Annotated in this window: 21 protein-coding genes and 2 tRNA genes; 15 read left to right on the top strand and 8 right to left on the bottom strand. The window is 61.7% G+C overall.

The features are described from left to right. From V6K60_RS05060 to V6K60_RS05075, 4 genes are all read left to right on the top strand, one after another. Positions 1 to 280, top strand: a 280-nt coding sequence (locus V6K60_RS05060; RefSeq protein WP_332449428.1) for a DUF169 domain-containing protein, incomplete at its 5' end; no start/stop codon positions are given. 135 nt (positions 281 to 415) lie between these two features. Then, positions 416 to 2,065, top strand: coding sequence for a PAS domain S-box protein (locus tag V6K60_RS05065; protein WP_332449429.1), 1,650 nt, complete (start codon positions 416 to 418; stop codon positions 2,063 to 2,065). A 29-nt stretch (positions 2,066 to 2,094) separates the two neighbouring features. Next, a complete protein-coding gene (locus V6K60_RS05070) occupies positions 2,095 to 3,951 on the top strand; it encodes a PAS domain S-box protein (RefSeq protein WP_332449430.1) in 1,857 nt (618 codons plus the stop codon). Positions 3,952 to 4,044: 93 nt separating this feature from the next. Continuing rightward, positions 4,045 to 4,479, top strand: coding sequence for a hypothetical protein (locus V6K60_RS05075; protein WP_332449431.1), 435 nt, complete (start codon positions 4,045 to 4,047; stop codon positions 4,477 to 4,479). 75 nt (positions 4,480 to 4,554) lie between these two features. Here V6K60_RS05075 and V6K60_RS05080 read toward each other — a convergent pair whose 3' ends face one another. Next, positions 4,555 to 6,177 carry a potassium/proton antiporter gene (locus V6K60_RS05080; protein ID WP_332449432.1) on the bottom strand — a complete coding sequence of 541 codons (1,623 nt, stop codon included), beginning with the start codon at positions 6,175 to 6,177 and terminating at the stop codon, positions 4,555 to 4,557. Between the two features lie 192 nt (positions 6,178 to 6,369). Here V6K60_RS05080 and V6K60_RS05085 point away from each other — a divergent pair, with 192 nt between their 5' ends. Both V6K60_RS05085 and V6K60_RS05090 read left to right on the top strand, forming a co-directional pair. Next, a complete protein-coding gene (locus V6K60_RS05085; protein ID WP_332449433.1) occupies positions 6,370 to 7,452 on the top strand; it encodes an AI-2E family transporter in 1,083 nt (360 codons plus the stop codon). 58 nt (positions 7,453 to 7,510) lie between these two features. Beyond that, entirely contained in the window at positions 7,511 to 7,774 is a 264-nt protein-coding gene (locus tag V6K60_RS05090) for a hypothetical protein (protein ID WP_332449434.1), read from the top strand. A 38-nt stretch (positions 7,775 to 7,812) separates the two neighbouring features. On the opposite strand, the gene V6K60_RS05095 is transcribed toward V6K60_RS05090, so the two are convergent. After that, positions 7,813 to 8,214: a cupin domain-containing protein gene (locus V6K60_RS05095; RefSeq protein WP_332449435.1), complete on the bottom strand. Its 402-nt coding sequence runs from the start codon at positions 8,212 to 8,214 to the stop codon at positions 7,813 to 7,815. 172 nt (positions 8,215 to 8,386) lie between these two features. Continuing rightward, positions 8,387 to 8,665, bottom strand: coding sequence for a demethoxyubiquinone hydroxylase family protein (locus tag V6K60_RS05100; RefSeq protein WP_332449436.1), 279 nt, complete (start codon positions 8,663 to 8,665; stop codon positions 8,387 to 8,389). Between the two features lie 212 nt (positions 8,666 to 8,877). Here V6K60_RS05100 and V6K60_RS05105 point away from each other — a divergent pair, with 212 nt between their 5' ends. Together V6K60_RS05105 and V6K60_RS05110 are read left to right on the top strand one after the other, a co-directional pair. Beyond that, a complete protein-coding gene (locus tag V6K60_RS05105) occupies positions 8,878 to 10,404 on the top strand; it encodes a DUF1538 domain-containing protein (protein WP_332449437.1) in 1,527 nt (508 codons plus the stop codon). A gap of 12 nt (positions 10,405 to 10,416) precedes the next feature. Further along, positions 10,417 to 11,118, top strand: a complete 702-nt coding sequence (locus tag V6K60_RS05110) for a P-II family nitrogen regulator (RefSeq protein WP_332449438.1) — start codon at positions 10,417 to 10,419, stop codon at positions 11,116 to 11,118. 110 nt (positions 11,119 to 11,228) lie between these two features. On the opposite strand, the gene V6K60_RS05115 is transcribed toward V6K60_RS05110, so the two are convergent. The 3 genes from V6K60_RS05115 to V6K60_RS05125 form a co-directional block, all read right to left on the bottom strand. Beyond that, the gene (locus tag V6K60_RS05115; RefSeq protein WP_332449439.1) at positions 11,229 to 11,897 is read right to left on the bottom strand and encodes a flavodoxin family protein; all 669 of its coding nucleotides are present in this window, start codon (positions 11,895 to 11,897) and stop codon (positions 11,229 to 11,231) included. A gap of 86 nt (positions 11,898 to 11,983) precedes the next feature. Then, complete coding sequence (locus V6K60_RS05120; RefSeq protein ID WP_332449440.1) at positions 11,984 to 12,421, bottom strand: FKBP-type peptidyl-prolyl cis-trans isomerase; 438 nt, start codon at positions 12,419 to 12,421, stop codon at positions 11,984 to 11,986. A 192-nt stretch (positions 12,422 to 12,613) separates the two neighbouring features. Beyond that, positions 12,614 to 13,996, bottom strand: a complete 1,383-nt coding sequence (locus V6K60_RS05125) for a DNA methyltransferase (RefSeq protein WP_332449441.1) — start codon at positions 13,994 to 13,996, stop codon at positions 12,614 to 12,616. A gap of 436 nt (positions 13,997 to 14,432) precedes the next feature. On the opposite strand from V6K60_RS05125, the gene V6K60_RS05130 reads away from it, so the two are divergent. Both V6K60_RS05130 and V6K60_RS05135 read left to right on the top strand, forming a co-directional pair. Beyond that, a complete protein-coding gene (locus V6K60_RS05130; RefSeq protein ID WP_332449442.1) occupies positions 14,433 to 14,984 on the top strand; it encodes an NADPH-dependent FMN reductase in 552 nt (183 codons plus the stop codon). An 83-nt stretch (positions 14,985 to 15,067) separates the two neighbouring features. Then, positions 15,068 to 15,919 (top strand): pirin family protein, encoded by an 852-nt coding sequence (locus V6K60_RS05135; protein ID WP_332449443.1) that lies wholly within the window; start codon positions 15,068 to 15,070, stop codon positions 15,917 to 15,919. 76 nt (positions 15,920 to 15,995) lie between these two features. On the opposite strand, the gene V6K60_RS05140 is transcribed toward V6K60_RS05135, so the two are convergent. Beyond that, positions 15,996 to 16,068, bottom strand: a tRNA-Thr gene (locus tag V6K60_RS05140). A gap of 40 nt (positions 16,069 to 16,108) precedes the next feature. After that, positions 16,109 to 16,879 (bottom strand): sugar phosphate isomerase/epimerase family protein, encoded by a 771-nt coding sequence (locus V6K60_RS05145; RefSeq protein WP_332449444.1) that lies wholly within the window; start codon positions 16,877 to 16,879, stop codon positions 16,109 to 16,111. 142 nt (positions 16,880 to 17,021) lie between these two features. Here V6K60_RS05145 and V6K60_RS05150 point away from each other — a divergent pair, with 142 nt between their 5' ends. The 5 genes from V6K60_RS05150 to V6K60_RS05170 form a co-directional block, all read left to right on the top strand. Next, on the top strand, positions 17,022 to 18,203 hold the full coding sequence (locus V6K60_RS05150) for a hypothetical protein (protein WP_332449445.1): 1,182 nt from the start codon (positions 17,022 to 17,024) through the stop codon (positions 18,201 to 18,203). A gap of 60 nt (positions 18,204 to 18,263) precedes the next feature. Then, entirely contained in the window at positions 18,264 to 19,190 is a 927-nt protein-coding gene (locus tag V6K60_RS05155) for a radical SAM protein (RefSeq protein WP_332449446.1), read from the top strand. A gap of 47 nt (positions 19,191 to 19,237) precedes the next feature. Next, on the top strand, positions 19,238 to 20,269 hold the full coding sequence (gene hypD / locus V6K60_RS05160) for a hydrogenase formation protein HypD (protein WP_332449447.1): 1,032 nt from the start codon (positions 19,238 to 19,240) through the stop codon (positions 20,267 to 20,269). Between the two features lie 51 nt (positions 20,270 to 20,320). Then, positions 20,321 to 20,392 (top strand) — tRNA-Arg (locus V6K60_RS05165). 234 nt (positions 20,393 to 20,626) lie between these two features. Continuing rightward, on the top strand, positions 20,627 to 21,648 hold a 1,022-nt coding region (locus V6K60_RS05170; RefSeq protein ID WP_332449448.1), incomplete at its 3' end, for an NAD(P)-dependent alcohol dehydrogenase.

Below are 21,648 nucleotides of genomic sequence, written 5' to 3' on the forward strand. Positions count from 1 at the left end.
GGCCGACCCGTACGGCGTCATCTCTCCCTTCGGCGCCGGGTGCAGTTCGGTCTTCACCTTCCCCTGGCTCGAGCAGCAGAACGAGAACCCGAGAGCGGTGCTCGGGATGTTTGACCCCTCGGCGCGGCCCTGCGTCCCGCTGGATCTCCTGACGATGGCATTTCCCATGAAGAAGTTCGAGAAGGTGATCGGCTATATGGAGGAGAGTTTCCTCATCACGGAGTCCTGGGAGAAGGTGAAGAAGAAGGTTGCCCGGAGCAACTCGCTTCATTCGCCCTGAACATTCATCCTGAATGACTGGATCGCATACGTTCTCTGTCGAAGGGTTAATCAAACCCGGGCACAGTAACCATGAGTAAGCAACCTCCTACCAGGGGCACCCTTGCATCGCTATACCTGAACCGGCGTGAGGGGCGTGAGGGATCTGTTCTGCGTGCCGGCGCACCCTGCCCCGGAGTTCGTGAAGATGGTCAAGATGAACAAGAACCCGACGATCGCAGCCGAACCCGATCCCGTAATGCGGGAGCGGGGCGCATCGGGCTCGATCAACGAGGCGGATCCGGCGAGGCTCTGCCATGATCTCGAGGTACGCCTGGTCGAACTCGAGACGCAGAACGAGGAACTGCGACACCTGGCGGAGAGGTTTGAGCAGCTCATCGATACAACCCCGATGATGGTTGCCATCTTCGATCCGAAGTTGCAGCAGTTCCGGTTTAACCGGGCGTTCCGCGATATCCTGGGCTGGACAGAGGAGGATGCTCCCGGCCGTGACTTCATGGCCATGGTCTTTCCCGCTCCGGACTACCGGGCAGAGGTCGCAGCGTTCATGCAGTCGCTGGAACCGGGCTGGCGGGAGTGGAAGGCGACGGCAAAAGACGGCAGCATTGTGGAGAGTTCCTGGGCAAACATCAGCCTCTCGGACAACACCTGGATAGGCATCGGCATCGATATCCCGGAGTGCAAGCGGGTGGAAGAAACACTCCTGGAGAGCGAGGAGCGGTTTCGGCTGCTCACCGAGAACGCCTCGGACCTTGTCGTTGTCTTTGATACAGAAGGGAGCGTCTCGTATGCGAGCCCTTCCGTGAGATCGGTCGGCGGGTATGCGCCCGAAGACCTCATCGGGACGAGCTTCCTCGACCTGGTGCACCCCGAAGACCTGCCGCGGGCCAAAGACGCCCTGCGGCGTGCCGTTGCCCGGCCCGGCGAGAGGATCCCCCTTGAACTCCGGGTTCGGCACAACTCGGGAGACTGGCTGTATCTCGATGTGACCGGCGTCAATCTCCTGGAGGAGCCGGCCATCCGGGGTCTCGTGGCGAACGCACACGACATCACCGGGCGGAAGCGGTCGGAAGAGGCCCTCCGGCGCCGTACCGACGACCTCGCCCGGGCGAACCGGGAAGTCGTTGCAGCACACGACGAGGCGAGCCTCTACCTCGACATCATGACCCACGACGTCCGGAACGCGAACAACGTATCGCGTATGTATGCCGACCTCCTGATCGACCTTGCGGAGGGGGACCTGAAGATGTATGCCGGGAAACTCCGCGACAGCATCGACCGGAGCACCGAGATCCTCGGAAACGTCGCCACCATCCGGCGGGCTCATGAGGAGGCCGGACACCTGGTGCCGGTGAACCTCGATGCAGTGATAACGGCTGAGATGGGAAACTTCCCCCGGGCATCGATCCGGTACGAGAACCAGCAGGCCGAGGTGCTGGCCGACAACCTCCTGCCGATGATCTTCACGAACCTCATCGGCAACGCCGTCAAGTTCGGCGGTCAGGACGTGGAGATCGTCATCAGGGTGGAGGCGCGGGACGCTGATCTCCTGGTCACCGTTGCGGACACCGGGCCGGGTGTGCCCGGCGAAGAGAAGGAGGCAATCTTTCACCGATTCGAGCGCGGGCACGTGAAGGGGAGAGGTGAAGGGCTCGGGCTCTTCATCGTCCGGACCCTCATCGAACGCTACGGGGGACGGGTCTGGGTCGAGGATCGGGTGAGCGGGCAGCCCGAACGTGGGGCGGCATTCAAGTTCACACTCCGGCGACCGGGAGAGGAGAGATGACTACCGTATGACCATACTGGTGTATACCCATGTATTCAGACCCGGACCGATTTGAACCGGTCATCGATCGGCTCAAGGCTCTCTCTCTGAGGACGACCGGTGCATCCGGGAGGCGGACCCTGGGCGAGGCAGTCGATGCTCTCCTCACACTGCAACGCGAAATGAACGCGCAGAGAGATCTCGCAGACGCGATACTCGCGGCGCAAGGCCGGTGGGCGGTCGCCTATGATGCCGCCGGCAGGGTTGTCCGGGCAGGTGCTGCGATGGACGAGATCGCCGGGGTGAGCCTGGTCGGCATGGGGATGCAGGACGTCATCCGGCACCTCTCCATCCGCCAGCCCGACGGCCGGCCGTTACAGCAGGATGAACTCCCGGACTCCCGGGCGCTCAGGGGGGAGCGGGTGGCGGGGGAGCGGCTGACGATCACGAACCGGGAAGGGCGAACCATCCACGTCCGGGTCTCTGCCGTGCCCGTCACCTCCGGGGCCGTCTCCGTCTGGCAGGACGTTACTGAACAGGAGCAGCTCCAGGAGAGCCTCGAAGAGGCGGAGACCCTGATCGAAGGGATCTTCGAGAGCCTCGGCGACATCGTCGGCGTCCAGCTCCCCGACCAGACCATCGTCCGCTACAACCGGGCCGGCTACGAGATGCTCGGCCTGACGCCTGAGGAGGCGAACGGGAAGAAGTGCTACGAGTTGATCGGCCGCGATAGCCCCTGCGAGATCTGTGCGACCCGGGCTGCCATCCAGAGCAGACGGCAGGAACGGCTGGAGAAGTACGCCCCCGAGATGGGGCGATATCTTGAGTGCTGGAGCACGCCTATTCTGGACGAGAACGGGGACATCCTGCTGATCGTCGAGCACCTTCACGACATCACCGACCGTGTCCTTGTCATGGACGCGCTCCGAGAGAGCGAGGCGACCGCCCGGACGCTCCTCAACGCCCCGACCGATGCAATCAGCCTGATCGGGGCAGACGGGCTGGTGGTCGACGTCAACGAGACGATGCTCAAACACTACGGGAAAGACCGAGAGGCGGTCGTCGGCAGGCACATCAGCGAGATCTTGCCGCCCGAGGTCGCTCTCACGCGTATCGAGCACCTTGCCGGGGTCTTCGAAACAGGAACGCCGGCCCGGTTCGAGGAACAGGGGATGACGGCCTGGTACGACACCGTCGTCTATCCTATCAGGGATGAAGCCGGCCGGGTCGTGCGGGCTGCGGTGATCGCCCGGGAGATCACTGGCCGGAAGCAGATGGAGGAGCGACTCGCGGCGAACGAGGAACGGTTCCGGAGCATCTTCAAAGAGGCGGGGATCGGTATCGTCCTCCTGGACCTCGACTGGAGGATCCTGCGGGCCAACCCGGCGTTCTGCCGGATGCTGAACTACGAGGAGAACGACCTCATAGGCCAGTGGATTGTCGATATCACCCATCCAGATGACCTGGAGGTGAACAGGACGCTCTTTTACGAGATGGCGACGGGTCGCCGGAACCGGTTCCAGCTGGAGAAGCGCTACGTCGCGCAGGGTGGTAGGATCGTGTGGGGGCGCCTGACCGCGACCCTGCTCCGGGACGCGAACGGCCTGCCGCGTTCTGTCGTCAGCATGGTCGAGGACATCAACCGTTATAAGATGGCGGAGGCCTTGAAAGAGGCGGCGTTCAGCCGGATTGAGCAGAACATGGAGCAGTTTGCAATCCTTGGCGACCATGTCCGCCACCCCCTGCAGGTGATCCTTGCCCGGGCGGACCTCATGGCGGACGAGGAGGCCGCAGAGAAGATCCGGGAGCAGGTCCGGCGGATCGACGGCTACGTCAAGGCCCTTGACCAGGGCTGGATAGAGAGCCGGAAGATCCGGGAGTTCCTCCGGCGCAACGAGATGATGTAGCGGCCCGGCAGTGAACCGGAAAGGTATTATCCATGGACCTGCTCAACGGAACTATGGACGCCCCCACACGGCTGAAGATGATGGAAGACTTCTTTGCCGCATACGCCGCGGGACAACGCTCTCGCCGATCCACCGGAGATCGACGTTGAGGCTACGACGGGGGCGTTTGCCGACTGCTTCGTCGGGGCGAACCCGCACGGTGTCTTCTGCGGGAAGAACGGCGAGCTGTTCCGCGCCCAGCTTCCTGCAGGTTTCGCGTTCTACAGGAGCATCGGGACAAAATCTATGAACGTCGGGTCGCTTGAGGTCACCGATCTCGACGACTATCACCTGATGGTGAAGGTGCACTGGGTGTCGGTGTACACGAATCGGGACGGCAGCGATGAGCGGATCGATTTTGACAACATCTACTTTGTCCAGATGATCGGAGAAAAACCCCGGATATTTGGGTACGTCACCGGAGACGAGCAGAAACTGTTGCGTGAACGGGGGCTGATCCCGGATCAGGATACTTCCGCGGCCCGGTGACGGGAACGCGGCCCGGTCGGTTCGCCCGACCGCGCATGGGACGCACCCCAAAATGGTCCGGGTGCGGGCCCGGCCTCACCGCGGGAGTGACGGGTCGCTCCCGGTCGTATCTTCAGGTGATTCCTGTTCGTAGAGGGATTCGGTCATCTCCTCCGGGGGTTCCTGTGCGGGCACCGTCATACCCTCCGGGCAGTCCTGCACTGTGAGGGCTGTTGATTGCGGTGTCTCTTTCTCGTCTTTCGGTGTGAGCAGTCTGGCACGGACGGCATCCGCCAGGTCGTCCGTCGTCAGGAGGAGAAGCGTGTCACCGGCCTCGATGACGGTGCTGCCGCCCGGGACGAAGCGGTCGTCCCCTTTCTGCATCAGGATGATGAGGGCGCCTCTTGGGAGCCCGAGGTCGACGACCTGCCTGCCCACCGCCGTGGCGTCGCGCGGGATGACCACCTCAAGCAGTTCGCTCTGGGTATCGGGGTCCACATCAAACTCCCGGGAGAGCTTGCCGGGCTCCTCGAGCGGGGCGGCGAGACCGAGCCACCGGGCGACGGAGGGGATCGACGTCCCGTGAACCAGCGCCGAGATGATCACGATGAAGAAGACGATATTGAAGATCGCATCCGCACCGGAGACCCCTGCGACGAGGGGATAGGTCGCGAGGATGATCGGGACGGCGCCGCGCAGTCCCACCCAGGAGACCAGGGCCTTCTCGTTCAGCGGCATCTTCCAGGGGAGCAGCGTGAGGAAGACGGCAACCGGCCGTGCGATGAAGATCAGGAAGATGGCGGCGAGTAGACCGGGGATGAACGCCGATACGAGCTCTGAAGGGAAGACGAGCAGCCCGAGCGCAAGAAACATCACGATCTGCATCAGCCACGCGATCCCGTCGTGGAACCGGATCAGGCTCTTTTTATGAACGACGATGCTATTGCTCACGACAAGCCCGGCGATATAGACCGCAATGAACCCGTTTCCTCCAAGGACGGTGGTCAGCCCGTAGGTCAGCAGCACCATCGAGAGGGTGAGCACCGGGTAGAGCCCTTCGGACTCCAGCTTGATCCGGTTCAGGAGATAGACGATGAACTGGCCGAGCGCGTAGCCGAGCAGCCCGCCGACCGCCATCTGCTGCACGAACGTCGGGACGAGATCCAGGATCGATGATCCCGGAGTGAGGATCAGGCCGATGATCCCGGTGGTGAGCAGGACCGCCATGGGGTCGTTGCTCCCCGATTCAAACTCAAGGAACGGTCGGAGGTTTCCCTTCAGGCGTGCCCGTGCCATCCGCAGGACCGAGAAGACCGCTGCTGCATCGGTGGACGAGACGACCGCGCCGAGAAGGAGACCCGTGAGGGGGGAGAACCCGAGAACCACGACGGCAAAAACGCCGAGGAAGGCAGCGGTCAGGACGACGCCGATCGTGGAAAGGGCAATCCCCGGCCAGAGAACGGGCTGGATCTCTTCCCACCGGGTGTCGATACCGCCCGAGAAGAGGATATACACAAGCGCGATGATGCCGATAACCTGTGCAATCGCGGGATCGTCGAACGGGATCCCGCCCGGACCCTCCGAGCCCGCCAGCATCCCGACGACGAGGAAGATGAGGAGCGCGGGGACGCCAAGCCGCTCTGAGAACTTATTTGCAATGATGCTGATCAGAAAGAGCACCGCTATGCCTATGAATACGATCTCGAGGGTGAGCACCATCTTGAATATGATTCCTGTTTGAAACGGTTTAAGATTAACTATTCATCATTTTGAGCCGCTTTCCTCTTTTCAACAGATATTCTCTCGTTCACGGTCCCGCTGAACCGATAGCACTGCCTATAACTCGCTTTCAGGGATCTCCGGCACATTTCGAGGCATTGATATGGTCGCCATGAAAACAGACTATCAAACATGGCAGACGCTCCAGTCTTTCCCCGGCCCCTCGGCACCGTACTCCTGCTGACGGCGGCGATATTCCTCATCATCGGCATCCAGGCGATCTCGTACATCGTCACCCTCATCATCGTATCGATGATCCTCGCCATGATCGCGTATCCCGCGGCGAAAGCGCTCCGGAAGAGGGGTCTGCCGGAGGGCGTTGCCGTCGGTGTGGTCGCCGTCATCGCCTCCCTTCTGCTCCTGCTCATCTGCTACACCGTCCTCTTCTCGTTCGAGAGCCTGATCGCGGACCTCCCCCTCTACCAGAAGGAGTTGACCGCCAGGCTCTCGGAGGCTCTCGCCTTCCTGGACCGGTCCGGAATCGAGACGGGCTCGCTCTCCCCGTCTGCCATCAACCTGGAGCGCGTCGCCGGGATTCTCTCTTCATCTGCCGTGAGCATCGCCGATCTTCTGCTCTACCTCTTTTTCATAGCGGTCACGACGATCTTCATGCTTCTTGAGGCCCCGCGGATGCCTGAGCGCCTCCGGAAGGTGACGGGAGACCGGACCGAGACCGTCGAGGCGTTCTCCCGCATGAGCAGGTTCCTGATCGACTTCATCATCGTCAGGACCGAGGCGAACCTCGTCCACGGCTTCCTCTTCGGTGCGTTCCTCTGGGGCATGGGGGTGCATTCAGCCATCCTCTGGGGGATACTGACGTTTCTGCTCGCATACATCCCCTACATCGGCCTGATCGCCGCGGCACTCCCGGCGGTCTTCTTTGCCTGGCTCCAGTTCGGGCCCTGGGGCGCGATCGCGGTGATTGCAGCCGTCGCCGTCCTGAACGCGCTGGTGGAGAACCCGATCTTTGCGCACTTCGCATCGCGGCGCTTCGATATCCCCGCCCTCGTGGTCATCCTCTCGGTCATCTTCTGGGGATGGGCGCTCGGCGTCGCCGGGATGATCTTCGCCGTCCCGCTCACGCTCATCGTCCTGATGCTCCTCCAGGCGAGCGAGGACTGGGCATGGGTGAACACGCTTCTCGGGGTCGACCACCTCTTTACGGGGGTCTCCCCGGGTGAAGGCAGCGGCGTCGATGCGACGCAGCCCCGGTGAACCATCTCCCCGGAAGGTTGATACCCCCTTGCGCATCACCTCTCTCCGGGAAGAGAGCATGCTTTACACACGCGAGATCATCAAGAAGATCTGGGACGCACAGGGCTACGGAAACCTCGCCGTCTGGGCGGATGGGACGACCGTCGTCATCGCCCCGGGCGAGAGCCCGAAGAGAGATGGAAAAGGGCCGCTTGCCATATTCAAGCCGATCCCGCTCGTGGCGGGTTTTTCGATGCTGGACTTTGCCACGCACGACCCCGACCTGCTCCGGTTGATCGAGACGACCATCCGGGAGGCCGGCGGCGAGATCGAGCGGGACTGAACAATCGTCCCAAAAAAGAGATGCGATAAATTTGAGAGTTATTCGGTCGTCTTGCCGTCGAAGTGCTCTTCGCTGGCCATGGCCTCCTCGCGGGTCTTCCGGACGACCTTGTCCTGGTGCTCCGGCGGGGAGTAGATCGTATAGAGCTTGAGGTTGGCGGTCTTGGACGTGTTGATGACGTTGTGCTTTGCGCTGCTCGGCACGACCACGGCGCTGCCGTCCTTCACCTTGTACTCGGTATTGTCGATGACGACCTTCCCCTCGCCCTCCTCGAACCGGAAGAACTGGTCGACGTCGTCATGGACTTCCTCGCCGATCTCCTCGCCGGGCTTGAGCGACATCAGCACGAGCTGGCTGAACTTCCCCGTGTAGAGGACCCTGCGGAAGTCGTTGTTCTTTACGGTCTCGGTCTCGATATCTGCCATAAATCCTTTCTTCATTGGTGTAACCTCCCTTTTGGGATAGTGCTTATACGTGCAATGTGTTGCGCCGGGACTATTTAGCCTTTAGGTTGCGGCAGGCGTGACACGGCCCGGGAAGGCGGGAGCGGCCCCTCTTCGCCGGATCGCCCTGGTTCCCGGAGCCGGTCCCCCACCGCGGGTGTTACCAGCCTCACTTCCCGCCCTTCTTCACCTCTTCGATCATCTCCTCGACCTCGGCATAGCCGTGCTGGTAGAACCCCTCCTCGTCAGGGTCAAGCTCCCGGAGGAGGCGCAGGAATTCCCCTGCATGCTCCTTCTCCTCGTTTGCAATATCACGCATCACTTTTTGGACCAGCGGGTCGTCGGTCGACTCGGCGATCTGGTCGTAGATCTGGATCGCCTCGTACTCGGCGGCGATCGAGAACCGGATCGTCCGGATAAGTTCCCCCCGATCCAGTCTGCGCTCCATGTGGTTCCCGGCAAAAGGATGGCTAAATTCTGGCATATCACAGGTCTCCCTTATAGAGGCCCAACCTGGCGGACCCCCGTTTCGGGCCGTGCGGCGCCATGACATATATAGGTTGGGTCCCGCCCGTTCGGGGCGGTTTCAATGCCCGGGCGGCAGATGCCTCGCGAAGAAATATAACCGCCCGGTATTGAACTCTATAAGGGACGCAGAGCATGCAGAGAGCGCTGGTAGATAAATTGAAAGAATCGGCACAGTCCGTTCTGCCGATAGGGCTTATTATTCTTCTGCTTCACTTCACTCTAGCCCCCCTGCCGTTCGGTACGCTGGTGCTCTTCCTCCCGGCGGTCGTCCTGCTCATCCTGGGCATGAGCGCCTTCACCCTCGGCGCCGACATGGCCGTGATGCCGATGGGTGAACTGATCGGTGCGAAACTGACCGAGTCGCGAAACCTCTGGCTGATGATCCTGATCAGTTTCCTGCTGGGCCTGGCGTTGACGCTGGCAGAGCCCGACCTGCAGGTGCTGACCCGGCAGGTCCCCGCCGTTCCGGACTTCGTTCTCGCAAGCACGGTCGCCTTCGGCGTGGGCATCTTCCTCGTGCTCGCCATGTTGCGGATCCTCTACCAGGTCAGGATCTCCTACATCTTCATCCTCACCTATGCCCTGATCTTCATCGTCGCCGCGTTCACCGCACCGGAGTACATGGGCGTGGGGTTCGATGCGGGCGGCGTCACCACGGGCCCCATCACTGTGCCCTTCATCCTTGCACTGGGCGCCGGCGTCTCGGCGGTTCGTGCAGGAAGGAGTACCGAGGAGGACAGTTTCGGGTTGTGCGCCCTCTGCTCGATAGGGCCGATCCTGGCGGTCTTAATCATGGGGGTCTTCTTCAACCCCACCGGCACCGGCTACGCCTTTGAGACCCCTGCCACGGCAGACAGCATCGAGGAACTGGTGGCACTGTATGCCGGGGGGCTGGTCGGGTTCTTCCTGGAGGTCTGCCTCATCCTGGTGCCCATCGTCGTCTTCTTCGGAGCGTTCCAGGTCGTGAACCTGAAACTGCCCCGGGGCCAGTTGATCCGGATCGGCGTGGGGCTCGCCTACATCCTCGTAGGGCTCACGATCTTCCTGACCGGGGTGTACATCGGGTTCATGCCCGCCGGGACCTATCTCGGTCATGCCATTGCGTCGTTACCCAACAACTGGATCCTGGTCCCGTTAGGCCTGGTCATCGGCTTCTTCATCGTCGCCGCGGAGCCTGCCGTGCATATCCTCAACAAGCAGATCGAGGATCTCACGCACGGCGCCATCTCACGGCGGGTCATGATGCTGGCCCTCTCGATCGGCGTCGGGATTGCCCTTGTCCTTGCCATGATCCGGATCCTTACGAGTATCGAGATCTGGTACTTCCTCCTGCCGGGCTACGCCGTCGCCCTCCTGCTGACGTTCTTTGTGCCCCAGATCTTCACTGCGATCGCGTTCGACTCAGGTGGTGTGGCCGCGGGCACCATGGCGGCGGCATTCTTGCTCCCGTTCGCCCTCGGCGCCACCGATGCCGTAGGCGGTCCCTTGCTGCTGGATGCGTTCGGCATCATCGGTATCGTGGCCATGATGCCGTTGATAACCGTGCAGGTCATAGGGCTGGTCTACCAGATCAAGTTGCGGAGGGCACAAGCCGCGGAGAGGAAGCGGGCCGCAAGGGAAACCTTTGAGAATGAGAATCGCGAGATTATTGATCTGTAATGAGGAAGGAGAATGCTGCACGAGAGATCCCCCGGCGCACCGCTCGTCTTGATGGTCACGATATTCGACCGCGGGCAGGATGAACGAGTCATGGACCTGTTCACCCGAGAGGGGGTGACGTTCAACCTGCTGACCCTCGGGAGAGGCACGGCAAACTCGCAGATCTTGAGTTACCTGGGGCTCGGGGAGACGGAGAAGACGCTGCTCTTCAGCACGATGTCGTCGGAAGTCTCAGACGTCCTGCTTGAGCGGATCGGTGAGGTGGTGGGCCCGGACAAACCCAATCGCGGCATCGCTTTTACGCTGCCCGTCCACAGCGTCTGCGGAGCTCCGGCAGTGAAAGACCTGCTCGGCATATCGGAAAGAGAGAGGGGAGAGCAACCTATGGAAGAGAGAGGGGAGCACGATCTGATCGTGGTTATTGCAAACCGGGGGTTTGCCGATGTCGTGATGGAGACGGCCAAGGGCGCGGGGGCTACGGGAGGGACCGTCATCCACGCGCGGGGTACCGGCTCAAAGGAGATGGAGAAGTTCTTTGGCGTGGCCATCCTGCCCGAGAAAGACATGATCCTGATCGTCACGAAGAGTGAATCGAGATGCAACATCATGGAGGCGATCGTCGCCGAAGCAGGGCCCCAGACCGATGCCCGGGCTATCGCGTTCTCTCTCCCGGTAACCGGTGTCGTCGGGATGCCCCTCGGGTCCGCGGAGTAGGGGCGGCGGTTACCGGACCGCCCGGGAGAACCTGCTCGCACCTGCCGGAAGGGGCTGATCCGGGTGATGTGCGAACGATCAGGGGTGGGGTGTCTAAAGCGGTCGCGGGGTCACCAGACCCAGGCCTGGTCGACCCAGCGCTCGTAATCACCCGGCCATTCGGGTTTTTCCCCGGTGATGACCGCTTCGAACTTTTTTTGATACCGCTCGTGGAACGCTTCGATCTCCGGGTACTGCCGTCGGATCCTGATCGCTTCACCGAGCGTCTTGCCGAGTTCACGTGCACTCTCTTCCGACCGGGTCAGGGTATCCCGGCCTTTTCGGATCGCGACCCCCACGCTGCCGACCGGCGTCGCACCGAGCATCTGGAGGAAGTGGTTCAGGTACCTGGCGACCTCCTGCTCGGCGTGGTCGCCCGAGGTGGAGACCGAGCATCCATACTTTCCCGAGAATGCCTGACACTGGATTCCGTCGGCCATACGGTCGATGAGCAGTTTCATCTGGCCGGTGACCTGGTCGATGTAGACGGGCGACCCGAGCACAAGCCCATCGGCAGCCTTGATCTTCTCATACAACCCCGGAAAATCGTCTTCCTCAACGCACCTGCCCTTCTGGAAACAGGCGCTGCAGGCGTTTCGAAATTTGATATCGAGGTCTATGAGGTTCACGAGATCGATCTCTGCTCCTTCTTCCTTCGCGCCTTCGAGGACTGCGATGATGAGATGCAAGGTGGCGCTTCTTTCGCCCCGGGGGCTCCCGTTAATTCCGAGTACCTTCATGATGACAACTCCAGACAGCGGCGCCTATCGATCGTGCCTGGTTATGAAGATTGTTGCCGGGAGATTCCTCGGGGTCCGGCGCAGGTCTAGTCGGCCCGGGGGAGGATCATCACGATGGTGATTGTATAGGTGATCGTCTCCCCCGCAAGGGGATGGTTGGCGTCGATGGTGATGCTCTTCTCGTCCACGTCGAGGACGGTCACCAGACAGGGTTTGCCCATGACTTCGACCTTGACGAACTCGCCGGGGGCCGGCTCGTGGTCGAGGGTCAGTTTCGTGCGTTTTATCGTGATGACAAGTTTCCGGCGAAACTTCCCGTAGGCCTTCTCCGGGGGCAGCACCACGGTCACCGTCTCGCCCGGCTCTCTTCCCATCAGCGCCTCCTCGAAGAGGGGGTTGATCTGGTTCGCCCCGAGGGTTACCCGGACCGGCTCGCCCGACCGGGTATCCTCGAAGACCTCGCCGTCGGGGCGGGTGCTGGTGAAGTGCAGGAGCAGGGTGTCGCCGTCTTGTACGGATGGCATGGTGCCTGATCGGTTTGTCGGGGTGGGGTTTAACCCTCGCGATGATGGGCCGGATGGGACAGGAACGTACAAGTTAATTTTACGGGCTTTCCATCTCCGGCGGGAGCAGGACCACCGTCATGGGTGGGAGAAGCACCGGTTGCCCGGCTCCGCATGGCGCGCCTCTGCATGAGGCATCCACGTCCTTTGCCATCAGTCATCGTTCTCCATAGGTTTCTGTTTGGTAAAAATGGCGATTCTATTCGTATTGGTGCCTCCCATGTTATTGGAAACTCCCCATATATTGGCCGTCTTGGTAAATTCCTGATCGTTAATCAAAATTCCAAATAAGGTGAATCCCGCGTTGATACCCAGAGGAACAACCACTTCATCCAGCCGAATAGACCCTTTTCGGACTTCTCCTACTTCAAAAGCGACCCATCCGCCTGCTTTCGTGATCCTGTACAGCTCCTTGAATACACCGGCCATGACACTCGTCCACTGCTCCACCGTCCGGGACATGGTGATCTTTCTACTGATCTCCTCGGCATCAAGAGCGTTAAACCAGCAACGTAACCAGTTATCCGTCGAGTATTGCACAATATCCAGGAATGGGGGTGAAGTTACGGATAGTTTTACGGCGTTATTCGGGATCTGGGCCGTACATCTTGCATCCTGATGTAAAAACATTCCATGATTGCCGTATTTTGTAATGTATTCAAGTTCTGAAGAAGTAATGCCTCTCATGAGCTGACGTGACTTTTTGAGAATAAGTTTTTTAACATCCCTGTAGTCAGGCACCTGATTCCGTTTTAGATTGATCTTCCTCTGGCTGTCCTGACTGACTGCCTGATTTGGGGGTAACGTGTATACAGAAAAAAATCCTGGAGAATGCCCGGTCAGCCTGGTCGTCGCAACCATGCGAATCCATCCATCAAGGTCATCCTCCTCACCCATTGTCCGGCGTTCCTGGAGATATTCTTTAAGGGATACGATCTCCCCGAGTGTCTCCGCGTGATAAAACATAGAAAGATCGATATCTGCCGTTTTTGTTTTATCTAAGGGTATCTTCTGGAGTCTCTTCTCGATATCAGATAATTTCGGGAGATGCAAGCGAGGAGAGGCGAAGATCTCACTCAAGGGGTTGACATCATTTGATATGCCCTTTCGACCTGCTAATGTCGCTTCAACAATAGTTGTTCCGCGTCCGCCAAAAGGGTCGTAAACCGTATCTCCCTCTGCAGTTAAGCGATCTATAAAAAAGCGAGGGAGCTGAGGTTTGAAACAGGCACGATATGAAACCTCATGCAGAGAACTTGCATCTCTCTGTTTCGCGGTCCAGAATTCATTGATATATCTCCTGACGACAGTATCTCCGACCTTTACTTCTTCAACATGGGTACTTCGTACGTTATCAACTGCTCTCTCATCCGGTTGATACCGGAAAGTGCGGAGGTGGTGATCGAAGTCATGTGTGCTGGCGATTACAGGGAGAGCGGGAGGGATAGAACCTGATTTACCTGGTATCGCTGCTTTCGTTGTAGATAATTTCTCCCCTTCGGAGTATGATCCAGGGGTTGTCTGTCTGGACGTCAATTCGCCTCCACGTCCCGCTTTGCCATCATAATGATTCCTGTGTAACGTTGGTATCGACGTGCTATCAAACATTCCCTGAAATATGGTATATTGCGAATATCTGCTACTTTCATCGAAGGATCTATGATCTCAATCGATCATCCCGGGTTCGTCACAGTCATCGACTGTGCGGCTCCAGAGGCGCGGCAACCCTATCTCACGCAGGCGATACCGTCAAGGCCCGATGCACAACGGTCCCGGGCTCGCGGAACGGTGCCTTCACCTGTATCCCGGGTTTACCTCGAAGCCCCGGGTATTCTCCATGAGGCAGGACACCCTGCCCTTGCGGAGTAGTTCGCCCCTCACGCTAATGCCCCGGATGGGACAGCACGGGCCCGAGCGCCGGGCAGGAGAGCACTGGAGCTAGGTTTATGCGCACGCTGGATGACTACGGATCATGCGCCAATACCAGATAGCCGTCATCGTCGGGAGCCTCCGGAGAGAGTCATACAACCGGAATCTCGCGACCGCCATCGTGAAACTGGCACCTCCGGAGTTTTCGTTTACCCAGGTGCAGATCAGCGACCTGCCGCCGTACAACCAGGATGATGATGAGAACCAGGCAGCATCGGTCAGGCGGATGAAGGCCGAGATCCAGGCCGCCGATGGTATCCTGATAGTGACTCCCGAATACAACCGTTCGATCCCCGGCATCCTCAAGAACGTCCTCGACCATGGCTCGCGCCCCTACGGCCAGAATGTCTGGGCCGGAAAACCGGCAGGCATCCTGGGCGCCTCGCCCGGCAATACCGGGACGGCGATGGCCCAGCAACACCTCCGTAACATCCTCTCAGCCCTGGACGTGCCCACGCAGGGCCAGCCCGAGGCATACATCCAGGTGCGGGAGGGCCTCTTCGATGAATCCGGGGACATCGGCGAGGCGAGCAGACCATTCCTGCAGAAATGGATGAACCACTATGCCGCATGGGTGAAACGCCACGCGACGTAGGGCAGCCGGGTGAGGGAGAGCAGCCCCGGGCGTTTCCTTCACCGGCGGGTGGTATTATGCTCCCCGGGATCTCTGGGAGAGCGATGGCAGATATGCGCGAAACAGTCGAGGTGCTCACGGCCCGGCCGACGCTCGAGGGGGCCGGGGTCCGGCTCCGGCGGGCCTTCGGGTTCGGTGAGGTCCCGCGGTTCGACCCGTTCCTGATGCTCGACGACTTCCGGGGCGACCGGCCGGAGGACTACCTGGCCGGCTTTCCCTGGTACCCGCACCGGGGGATGGAGACGGTGACCTACATGCTCGAGGGCAGGATCGAGCACGGCGACAGCATGGGCCACGCCGGCACGGTCGAGGGTGGCGGGGTGCAGTGGATGACGGCGGGCTCAGGGATCCTCCACCAGGAGATGCCCAAACCCGTCGACGGGCGGATGGGCGGGTTCCAGGTCTGGGTGAACCTGCCTGCCGCACAGAAGATGATGGACCCGCGGTATCAGGAGGTTGCCGGGGACGCGATCCCGGTGGTCCACGGGGGTGGCGCGACGGTCCGGGTGGTCGCGGGGGAGCACGGCGGGGCTCACGGGCCGGTGACCGGGATCGTGGCAGCCCCGACGTTCCTGGACGTGGCGCTCCAGCCCGGCGCGGTCTTCGAGCACCGGACAGACCCGGCGCTCGCGGCGTTCGCCTACGTCTTCTCCGGGACGGCAGCCTTTGGCGAAGGCGGGACTACTGTCGAGAACGCCCACGCGGTCAGGCTCGGCCCCGGGAACCTGGTCCGGGCAGAAGCGGGGCCGGACGGTGCCCGGTTCCTGCTCATCGCAGGCCGGCCGATCGGCGAGCCGGTGGCCTGGCGCGGCCCGGTCGTGATGAACACGGACGGGGAACTCCGCGAGGCGTTCCGCGAGCTCAACGAGGGGACGTTCGTGAAGAAGCGGGGATAGGCGATGGGCGGGCAGATCATCGCCCGCGATGTACAGGAATGGCAGCACGTTCAGACTTTTGACCTGACGAGAAAAGAGCCTCAGGCGAGATTCGAACTCGCGACCTCGTCCTTACCAAGGACGCGCTCTACCGGCTGAGCCACTGAGGCGTGAAGCACCAATTATGTTGGAGGTTTACCCTATAAAAGGTTACGGCCGAGACCGGGGTGAGAACCGGGCGGGATCTCCCTGCTCCCCGCGAGCCGCGGCATCGATTGCCGCGAGCGCGGCTATGCTGGCGGTCACCCCGTCGAGGGTCTCCACCTCGATGATCGGCGTCACTCTGCTCCTCCGCACGGCCTCCATCACGGCCACGAAATCGATCGTCCCGGCCCCGACCGGGGAATGCGTGTCCTCGTCGCCGTTGTTGTCGTGCAGGTGGAAGTGCGCCGCCGGGTGGGTGAGGAAACAGTCCAGGCACCCGTTCTGGTTCGCGTGGCCGACATCGAGCGCAAGCCCGATCCCATCGATGAGCGGCAGGTCGTCGCAGGAGCGCAGGAAGAAGTACTCCCAGTTCCCCATGTTCTCGACGAAGAACGTGACCGAGAGGTCCTCGGCCGCCGCCTTCAGATCGCTGAGCGACTGCTGGAACCGCCCCGTTGCCCGGTCCCGCTCCGCGCTCCACGCATAGTAGCCCGGGTGGATGACCACGTCCGCCCCGACCTCTGCGGCGATGGCGAACGTCTGCACCTGGACCTCGACGCTAGCCCGCCGAATCGGCTCAAGGACGCTTGCGATGTTGACTCCCCGTGACGGCGCGTGGATGAAGTAGCGGAACGTGTGGCTCTCGAGCGGTTCTGCACTCTCGAGGAAGTGCAGCCCCTCGTCCATCACCTCCACGCAGTCGGTCATGGGAGCAAGGGTATCGAGCGCGAAAGAGAGCGGCTCGCGGTGAAGGCAGTAGGTGGAGATGCCAAACATACAGAGTGTTCCGGCCGGGACGATAAATATATTCGGAATCGATACCCCGTCTGCCGGCTGGCCATGGCCCGGACCGGGCGCCACTCCGGCAGTGAAAAGGCCGATCGTATGGTTTATACTGCCTCCGCCACAAATAATATCCATGGCTGATGGCTTCATCCCGGAGGTTGTCATCTCAAGCCAGCTCGACCGATCCAAGGCCGAGATCTTCTCCTTCATCGAGTCCAACGCTGAGGCCATCGACGAGAACTTCCCGGTCTTCTTCGGAAAGATCGTCGCGATCCTCGACCGTGCGGGCGTTCCCATCCCCGATGTCGTGCACGACGAGTTCATCGACGCTATCGTCTACCGGGTCTTTACCGTCAGCAAGCGGGCAGACGACCTGAAGTTCGTCAACCGCGTCTGCGATATCGCCTGCGGTATGAAGCGGAAGAAAGAGCGGAAGGCCGGCGTCTATCTCGCGGCCGCCGTCAAACTGCTGAAGATCGGGATGCCGCTTGCGGCGGCGGCCTACCTCCAGCCCTACCGCAAGCACGACGCCGCGGTGGGGTGCTGGCATGCCTACTGCTTCTACACGCTGTATAAGGAAGGCTCGACCGAGTCCGGCTACTCGGCCGCGGAACGGTGGAACTACCTGAAGACCGCGCGCCAGCATATGGAGGAACTCGGCCAGCTGAAGCCGGGCCTCCAGCGGCTGGTCAGGGGGGAACTCGAACAGGACCCGTGGCTTGCCGAACCGTTCTGGGTGATGCTCTTCCTTGCGACCGAGTGGCTGCCGGAAAACCGGTGGTTCCTGGAGATCGGCCTTGCACGGGCAAAACAGGAGAATAACGACGTAGCGCTGGTGAAGATGCTGCAGATCGGCCTCGTCCGATTCCCCGGTGATATCTTCTTCTACCGGGAGACCTACCACCGCAAGTTCGAGCAGGGCGACCTCAACGACGCCATGGGCCTCATCCGCGACATGCTGCAACGGTTCCCCGACGACCCCGAGCCGGTCTACTACGGCCTCCGGACCGCCCTCTACCTCCCCCGCGAAGGCGAGTTCAACGAGTTCCGGAGACTTGCCGAATCGATGAAGATGCCGGGCCACGTCCTCTGTCTCATCGATTACGCGTACGCCTTCTTCCGTGGAAAGCGGGGACAGGCATCCCTCTGCCTCGATGAGTTCCACAGGAAGTATCCCTCACTGAACTACTACGCCGACCTGCTCCAGTTCATCTCCACCGACGATGCCCCGACCCGCCCGGCCGGTCTCAACCGGGCGGTCTTCATATCGATCGACCATTTCTGCAAGCGGATGCTCAAGATAGGAGATATGTGAGGGTGCCGCAAGGCAAACCCTGATGCTTTCTCGTGCGAGAGTGTAGTCCCGATCATCCTCATGGCATACCGTCACCTCTTCGGTCCGGTCCATTCCCGGCGCCTGGGCGTCTCGCTCGGGGTCGACCTGGTGCCGCAGAAGACCTGCACCTTCGACTGCGTCTACTGTGAGTGCGGCAAGACGACCTGCCTCACCTGCGAGCGACGCGAGTACGTCCCGACGGATCGCGTCATCGCGGAACTCGACGCCTATCTCGCGACGGCCCCGGACCTCGACTACGTCACGTTCGCCGGCTCCGGGGAACCGACGCTTCACTCAGGCATCGGCGAGATCATCGGCTTCATCAAAGACCGCTACCCCCGCTACCGGGTCGCGGTCCTGACGGGGAGCGCGCTCCTCTCCGACCCGGACGTCCGGGCCGCCCTGATGCGGGCGGACCTCGTGGTGCCGTCGCTCGATGCCGTCTCCGAGGAGGTCTTCCTGCACCTCAACCGCCCGCATCAGGGCCTCACCGTCGGGCAGGTGCTAGAGGGGGTCCTCGCATTTTCCCGGGAGTTCCCGGGCGAGGTCTGGCTCGAGGTCTTCATCGCCCCGGGCTTCAACGACACCGGGGAGGAACTCCAGCGCCTGAAAGACGCCATCGCCGCCATCGGTCCCGACCGCGTCCAGGTGAACACCCTTGATAGGCCCGGCACCGATATCCGGGTGAGGCCGGCAGCGCCCCTGGCCCTCGAGCGGATCGCAGCAACGCTCGGCGGCGAGGCGATCGGAGCGGCCTGCACGGACCGGGCGCTGCCGCCGGAGGAGAGGGATGCCGTCGAGGTCATCCTCGCGACGATCCGGCGCCGGCCCTGTACCTCCAGCGACCTCGCCGCTCTCCTCGGTATCCGTCCGGCCGAGGTCGCAAAACGTCTCAGGGTCCTTGAGGCGGCCGGCCTGATCGAGCCCGTCCGGGAGACGCGGGGCATATTCTACCGGGCGGCCTGAGACCGGCATGGTTATGCCGCACCGGCGAGAGATCTGTAGGAGGATCCATGGCGGTTGGTAAGGAAATCCTTGATACGCTTCATGCTCTCGTCGACCGGGAGATCACGCTCATGCACATCTGCGGCACCCACGAGGCGGCGATCGCGCGCGCCGGGCTCCGGAGCGTCCTCCCCCCCGGTCTCAAGATCGTGATGGGGCCGGGCTGCCCGGTCTGCATCACGCCGCAGGGCGAGATCGATGCCGCGCTCGACCTGGTGGACCGGCGCTGCACCATCGCGACCTACGGCGACCTGCTGCGTGTCCCGGGGACGAAGGGGTCGCTTGAGTCGAGCGGCGGGGACATCCGGGTGGTGCAGGGCGTCCACAAGGCGGTGGAGATCGCCCGGAGGGAGCCCGACCGGGAGGTCGTCTTCATATCGGTCGGATTCGAGACGACCGCGCCGACGGTCGCCGCCACGATTCTCTCCCGCCCGCCGGAGAACTTCTCGATCCTCTCGTGCCACCGGCTCGTCCCGCCGGCGATGGCATGGCTCCTCGCCCAGGGGGAGGCGGCGCTCGACGGGTTCCTCCTCCCCGGGCACGTCTGCGCGGTGATGGGCTACGAGGAGTACGAGCGGTTCCCCGCCCCGCAGATCGTCGCGGGGTTCGAGCCGGAGGACATCCTCCTCGCCCTCCTGATGGCGGTGCAGCAGGTCCGCGAGGGGGCGCACCGGGTGGAGAACGCCTACCCGCGCGTGGTCACCCGGGAAGGGAACGTCAAGGCAAAACACCTGATGTACGAGGTCTTCGAGCCGTTCGACGTCGAATGGCGCGGATTCCCGGTGATCCCGGCCTCCGGCCTCCGCCTGAAGCCGGAGTTCGAGGGCTACGACGCGCAGAAAAAGTTCGATATCGAGATCCGGCACGTGGACAAGCATTCCGCCTGCATCTGCGATAAGGTGCTGCGCGGCGTCGCCCGGCCCTCGGACTGCAAACTCTTCGGGAGGGTCTGCACCCCGCGGACCCCGGTGGGCCCCTGCATGGTCAGCCACGAAGGAGCCTGCAAGATCTGGCACCTCTATGAGTCGAGGAGGGCCTGACGCCCTCCCGCCGCTGACCTTTTATACCATACACGACAACATCATATGGCAGTCTCGGTAGGGTAGTGGATATCCTGAAAGCCTCCGGAGCTTTCGACCCGGGTTCAAATCCCGGCCGGGGCGTTTTCCTCTTGTTTTCAAACGCTTTTACAGTGTTATTTCCCCAGCATCGCGACCTTCGCGCTTGCCGATCCCCCTTCACCCGGCCGACCGCGCCCTGTCAGGACCCCTGTGCGCATCGTTCACCCTCGCCTTAAACCCTGTGAATATTGGTTTTTTTCGTCGACCCTCACTCTTTTATAGTCTTATGCCTATACGGGCCGGATCGAAACGAGGTGAATGATGAAAGGTTTAGCAATGCTACGGATCGGCGAGATTGGATGGATTGAGAAGGACCGACCGGCCTGCGGTCCACGGGACGCTATCGTCAGGCCGCTGGCGCTCGCGCCGTGCACCTCCGATGTCCACACCGTCTGGGAAGGGGCAATCGGGGACCGGCACAACCTCATCCTGGGGCACGAGGCCCTCGGGATCGTGGATGAAGTAGGGAAAGAGGTCAAAGACTTCAAGCCCGGCGACCGGGTCATCGTCCCCGCCATCACCCCGGACTGGGAGACGGAGGCCGCACAGCGCGGGTTCCCCTCGCAGACCGGCGGGCCCCTCGGGGGCTGGAAGTTCTCGAACTTCAAGGACGGCGTCTTCGGCGAGTTCTTCCACGTGAATCTGGCTGACTACAACCTCGCCCACCTCCCGAAGGGCATGTCGCTTGAGGCCGGGGTGATGCTCCCGGATATGCTCAGCACCGGGTTCATGGGTGCCGAGAACGCAAACATCCAGATCGGGGCCTCGGTCGCGGTCCTCGGGATCGGGCCGGTCGGCCTGTGCGGTGTCGCCGGCGCACGATTACGGGGCGCCGGGAGGATATTTGCGGTCGGGACCCGGCCTGCTTCCGTCAGGGTCGCGAAGGCGTACGGTGCGACGGACATCATCAGTTACAAGGATGGGAGCACCGTCGACCAGATCCTTGACAAAACCGGCGGAGCCGGCGTCGACGCCGTCATCATCGCCGGCGGCGGCCCCGAGATCATGATGGACGCGATCAACATGGCGAGACCCGGTTCGGTGATCTCGAACATCAACTACTTCGGCAGCGGTGTCGGTGACAGGGACATCATACCCGTTCCCCGGGTCGGCTGGGGGTTCGGGATGGCGGACAAGAACATCATGACCGGACTCTGCCCCGGCGGGAGGGTGCGGATGGAGCGGCTTGCCGAGGTGGTGATGAACGGGCGCATGGACCCCGCGCTCATGGCGACGCACGTCTTCAAGGGCTTCGACAAACTCGAAGAGGCCCTCCTCCTGATGAAAGACAAGCCCAA

The sequence above is a fragment of the Methanoculleus sp. genome (assembly GCF_036677455.1).
Classification (GTDB): Archaea; Halobacteriota; Methanomicrobia; order Methanomicrobiales; family Methanoculleaceae; genus Methanoculleus.

Excerpts from the sequence above, each read along its gene's own strand:
- V6K60_RS05070 (WP_332449430.1), top strand. The coding sequence starts at position 2,095 with ATGTATTCAGACCCGGACCGATTTGAACCGGTCATCGATCGGCTCAAG.
- V6K60_RS05080 (WP_332449432.1), bottom strand. The coding sequence starts at position 6,177 with ATGGTGCTCACCCTCGAGATCGTATTCATAGGCATAGCGGTGCTCTTT.
- V6K60_RS05085 (WP_332449433.1), top strand. The coding sequence starts at position 6,370 with ATGGCAGACGCTCCAGTCTTTCCCCGGCCCCTCGGCACCGTACTCCTG.
- V6K60_RS05090 (WP_332449434.1), top strand. The coding sequence starts at position 7,511 with ATGCTTTACACACGCGAGATCATCAAGAAGATCTGGGACGCACAGGGC.
- V6K60_RS05095 (WP_332449435.1), bottom strand. The coding sequence starts at position 8,214 with ATGAAGAAAGGATTTATGGCAGATATCGAGACCGAGACCGTAAAGAAC.
- V6K60_RS05100 (WP_332449436.1), bottom strand. The coding sequence starts at position 8,665 with ATGGAGCGCAGACTGGATCGGGGGGAACTTATCCGGACGATCCGGTTC.
- V6K60_RS05105 (WP_332449437.1), top strand. The coding sequence starts at position 8,878 with ATGCAGAGAGCGCTGGTAGATAAATTGAAAGAATCGGCACAGTCCGTT.
- V6K60_RS05110 (WP_332449438.1), top strand. The coding sequence starts at position 10,417 with ATGCTGCACGAGAGATCCCCCGGCGCACCGCTCGTCTTGATGGTCACG.
- V6K60_RS05115 (WP_332449439.1), bottom strand. The coding sequence starts at position 11,897 with ATGAAGGTACTCGGAATTAACGGGAGCCCCCGGGGCGAAAGAAGCGCC.
- V6K60_RS05120 (WP_332449440.1), bottom strand. The coding sequence starts at position 12,421 with ATGCCATCCGTACAAGACGGCGACACCCTGCTCCTGCACTTCACCAGC.
- V6K60_RS05130 (WP_332449442.1), top strand. The coding sequence starts at position 14,433 with ATGCGCCAATACCAGATAGCCGTCATCGTCGGGAGCCTCCGGAGAGAG.
- V6K60_RS05135 (WP_332449443.1), top strand. The coding sequence starts at position 15,068 with ATGGCAGATATGCGCGAAACAGTCGAGGTGCTCACGGCCCGGCCGACG.
- V6K60_RS05145 (WP_332449444.1), bottom strand. The coding sequence starts at position 16,879 with ATGTTTGGCATCTCCACCTACTGCCTTCACCGCGAGCCGCTCTCTTTC.
- V6K60_RS05150 (WP_332449445.1), top strand. The coding sequence starts at position 17,022 with ATGGCTGATGGCTTCATCCCGGAGGTTGTCATCTCAAGCCAGCTCGAC.
- V6K60_RS05155 (WP_332449446.1), top strand. The coding sequence starts at position 18,264 with ATGGCATACCGTCACCTCTTCGGTCCGGTCCATTCCCGGCGCCTGGGC.
- hypD (WP_332449447.1), top strand. The coding sequence starts at position 19,238 with ATGGCGGTTGGTAAGGAAATCCTTGATACGCTTCATGCTCTCGTCGAC.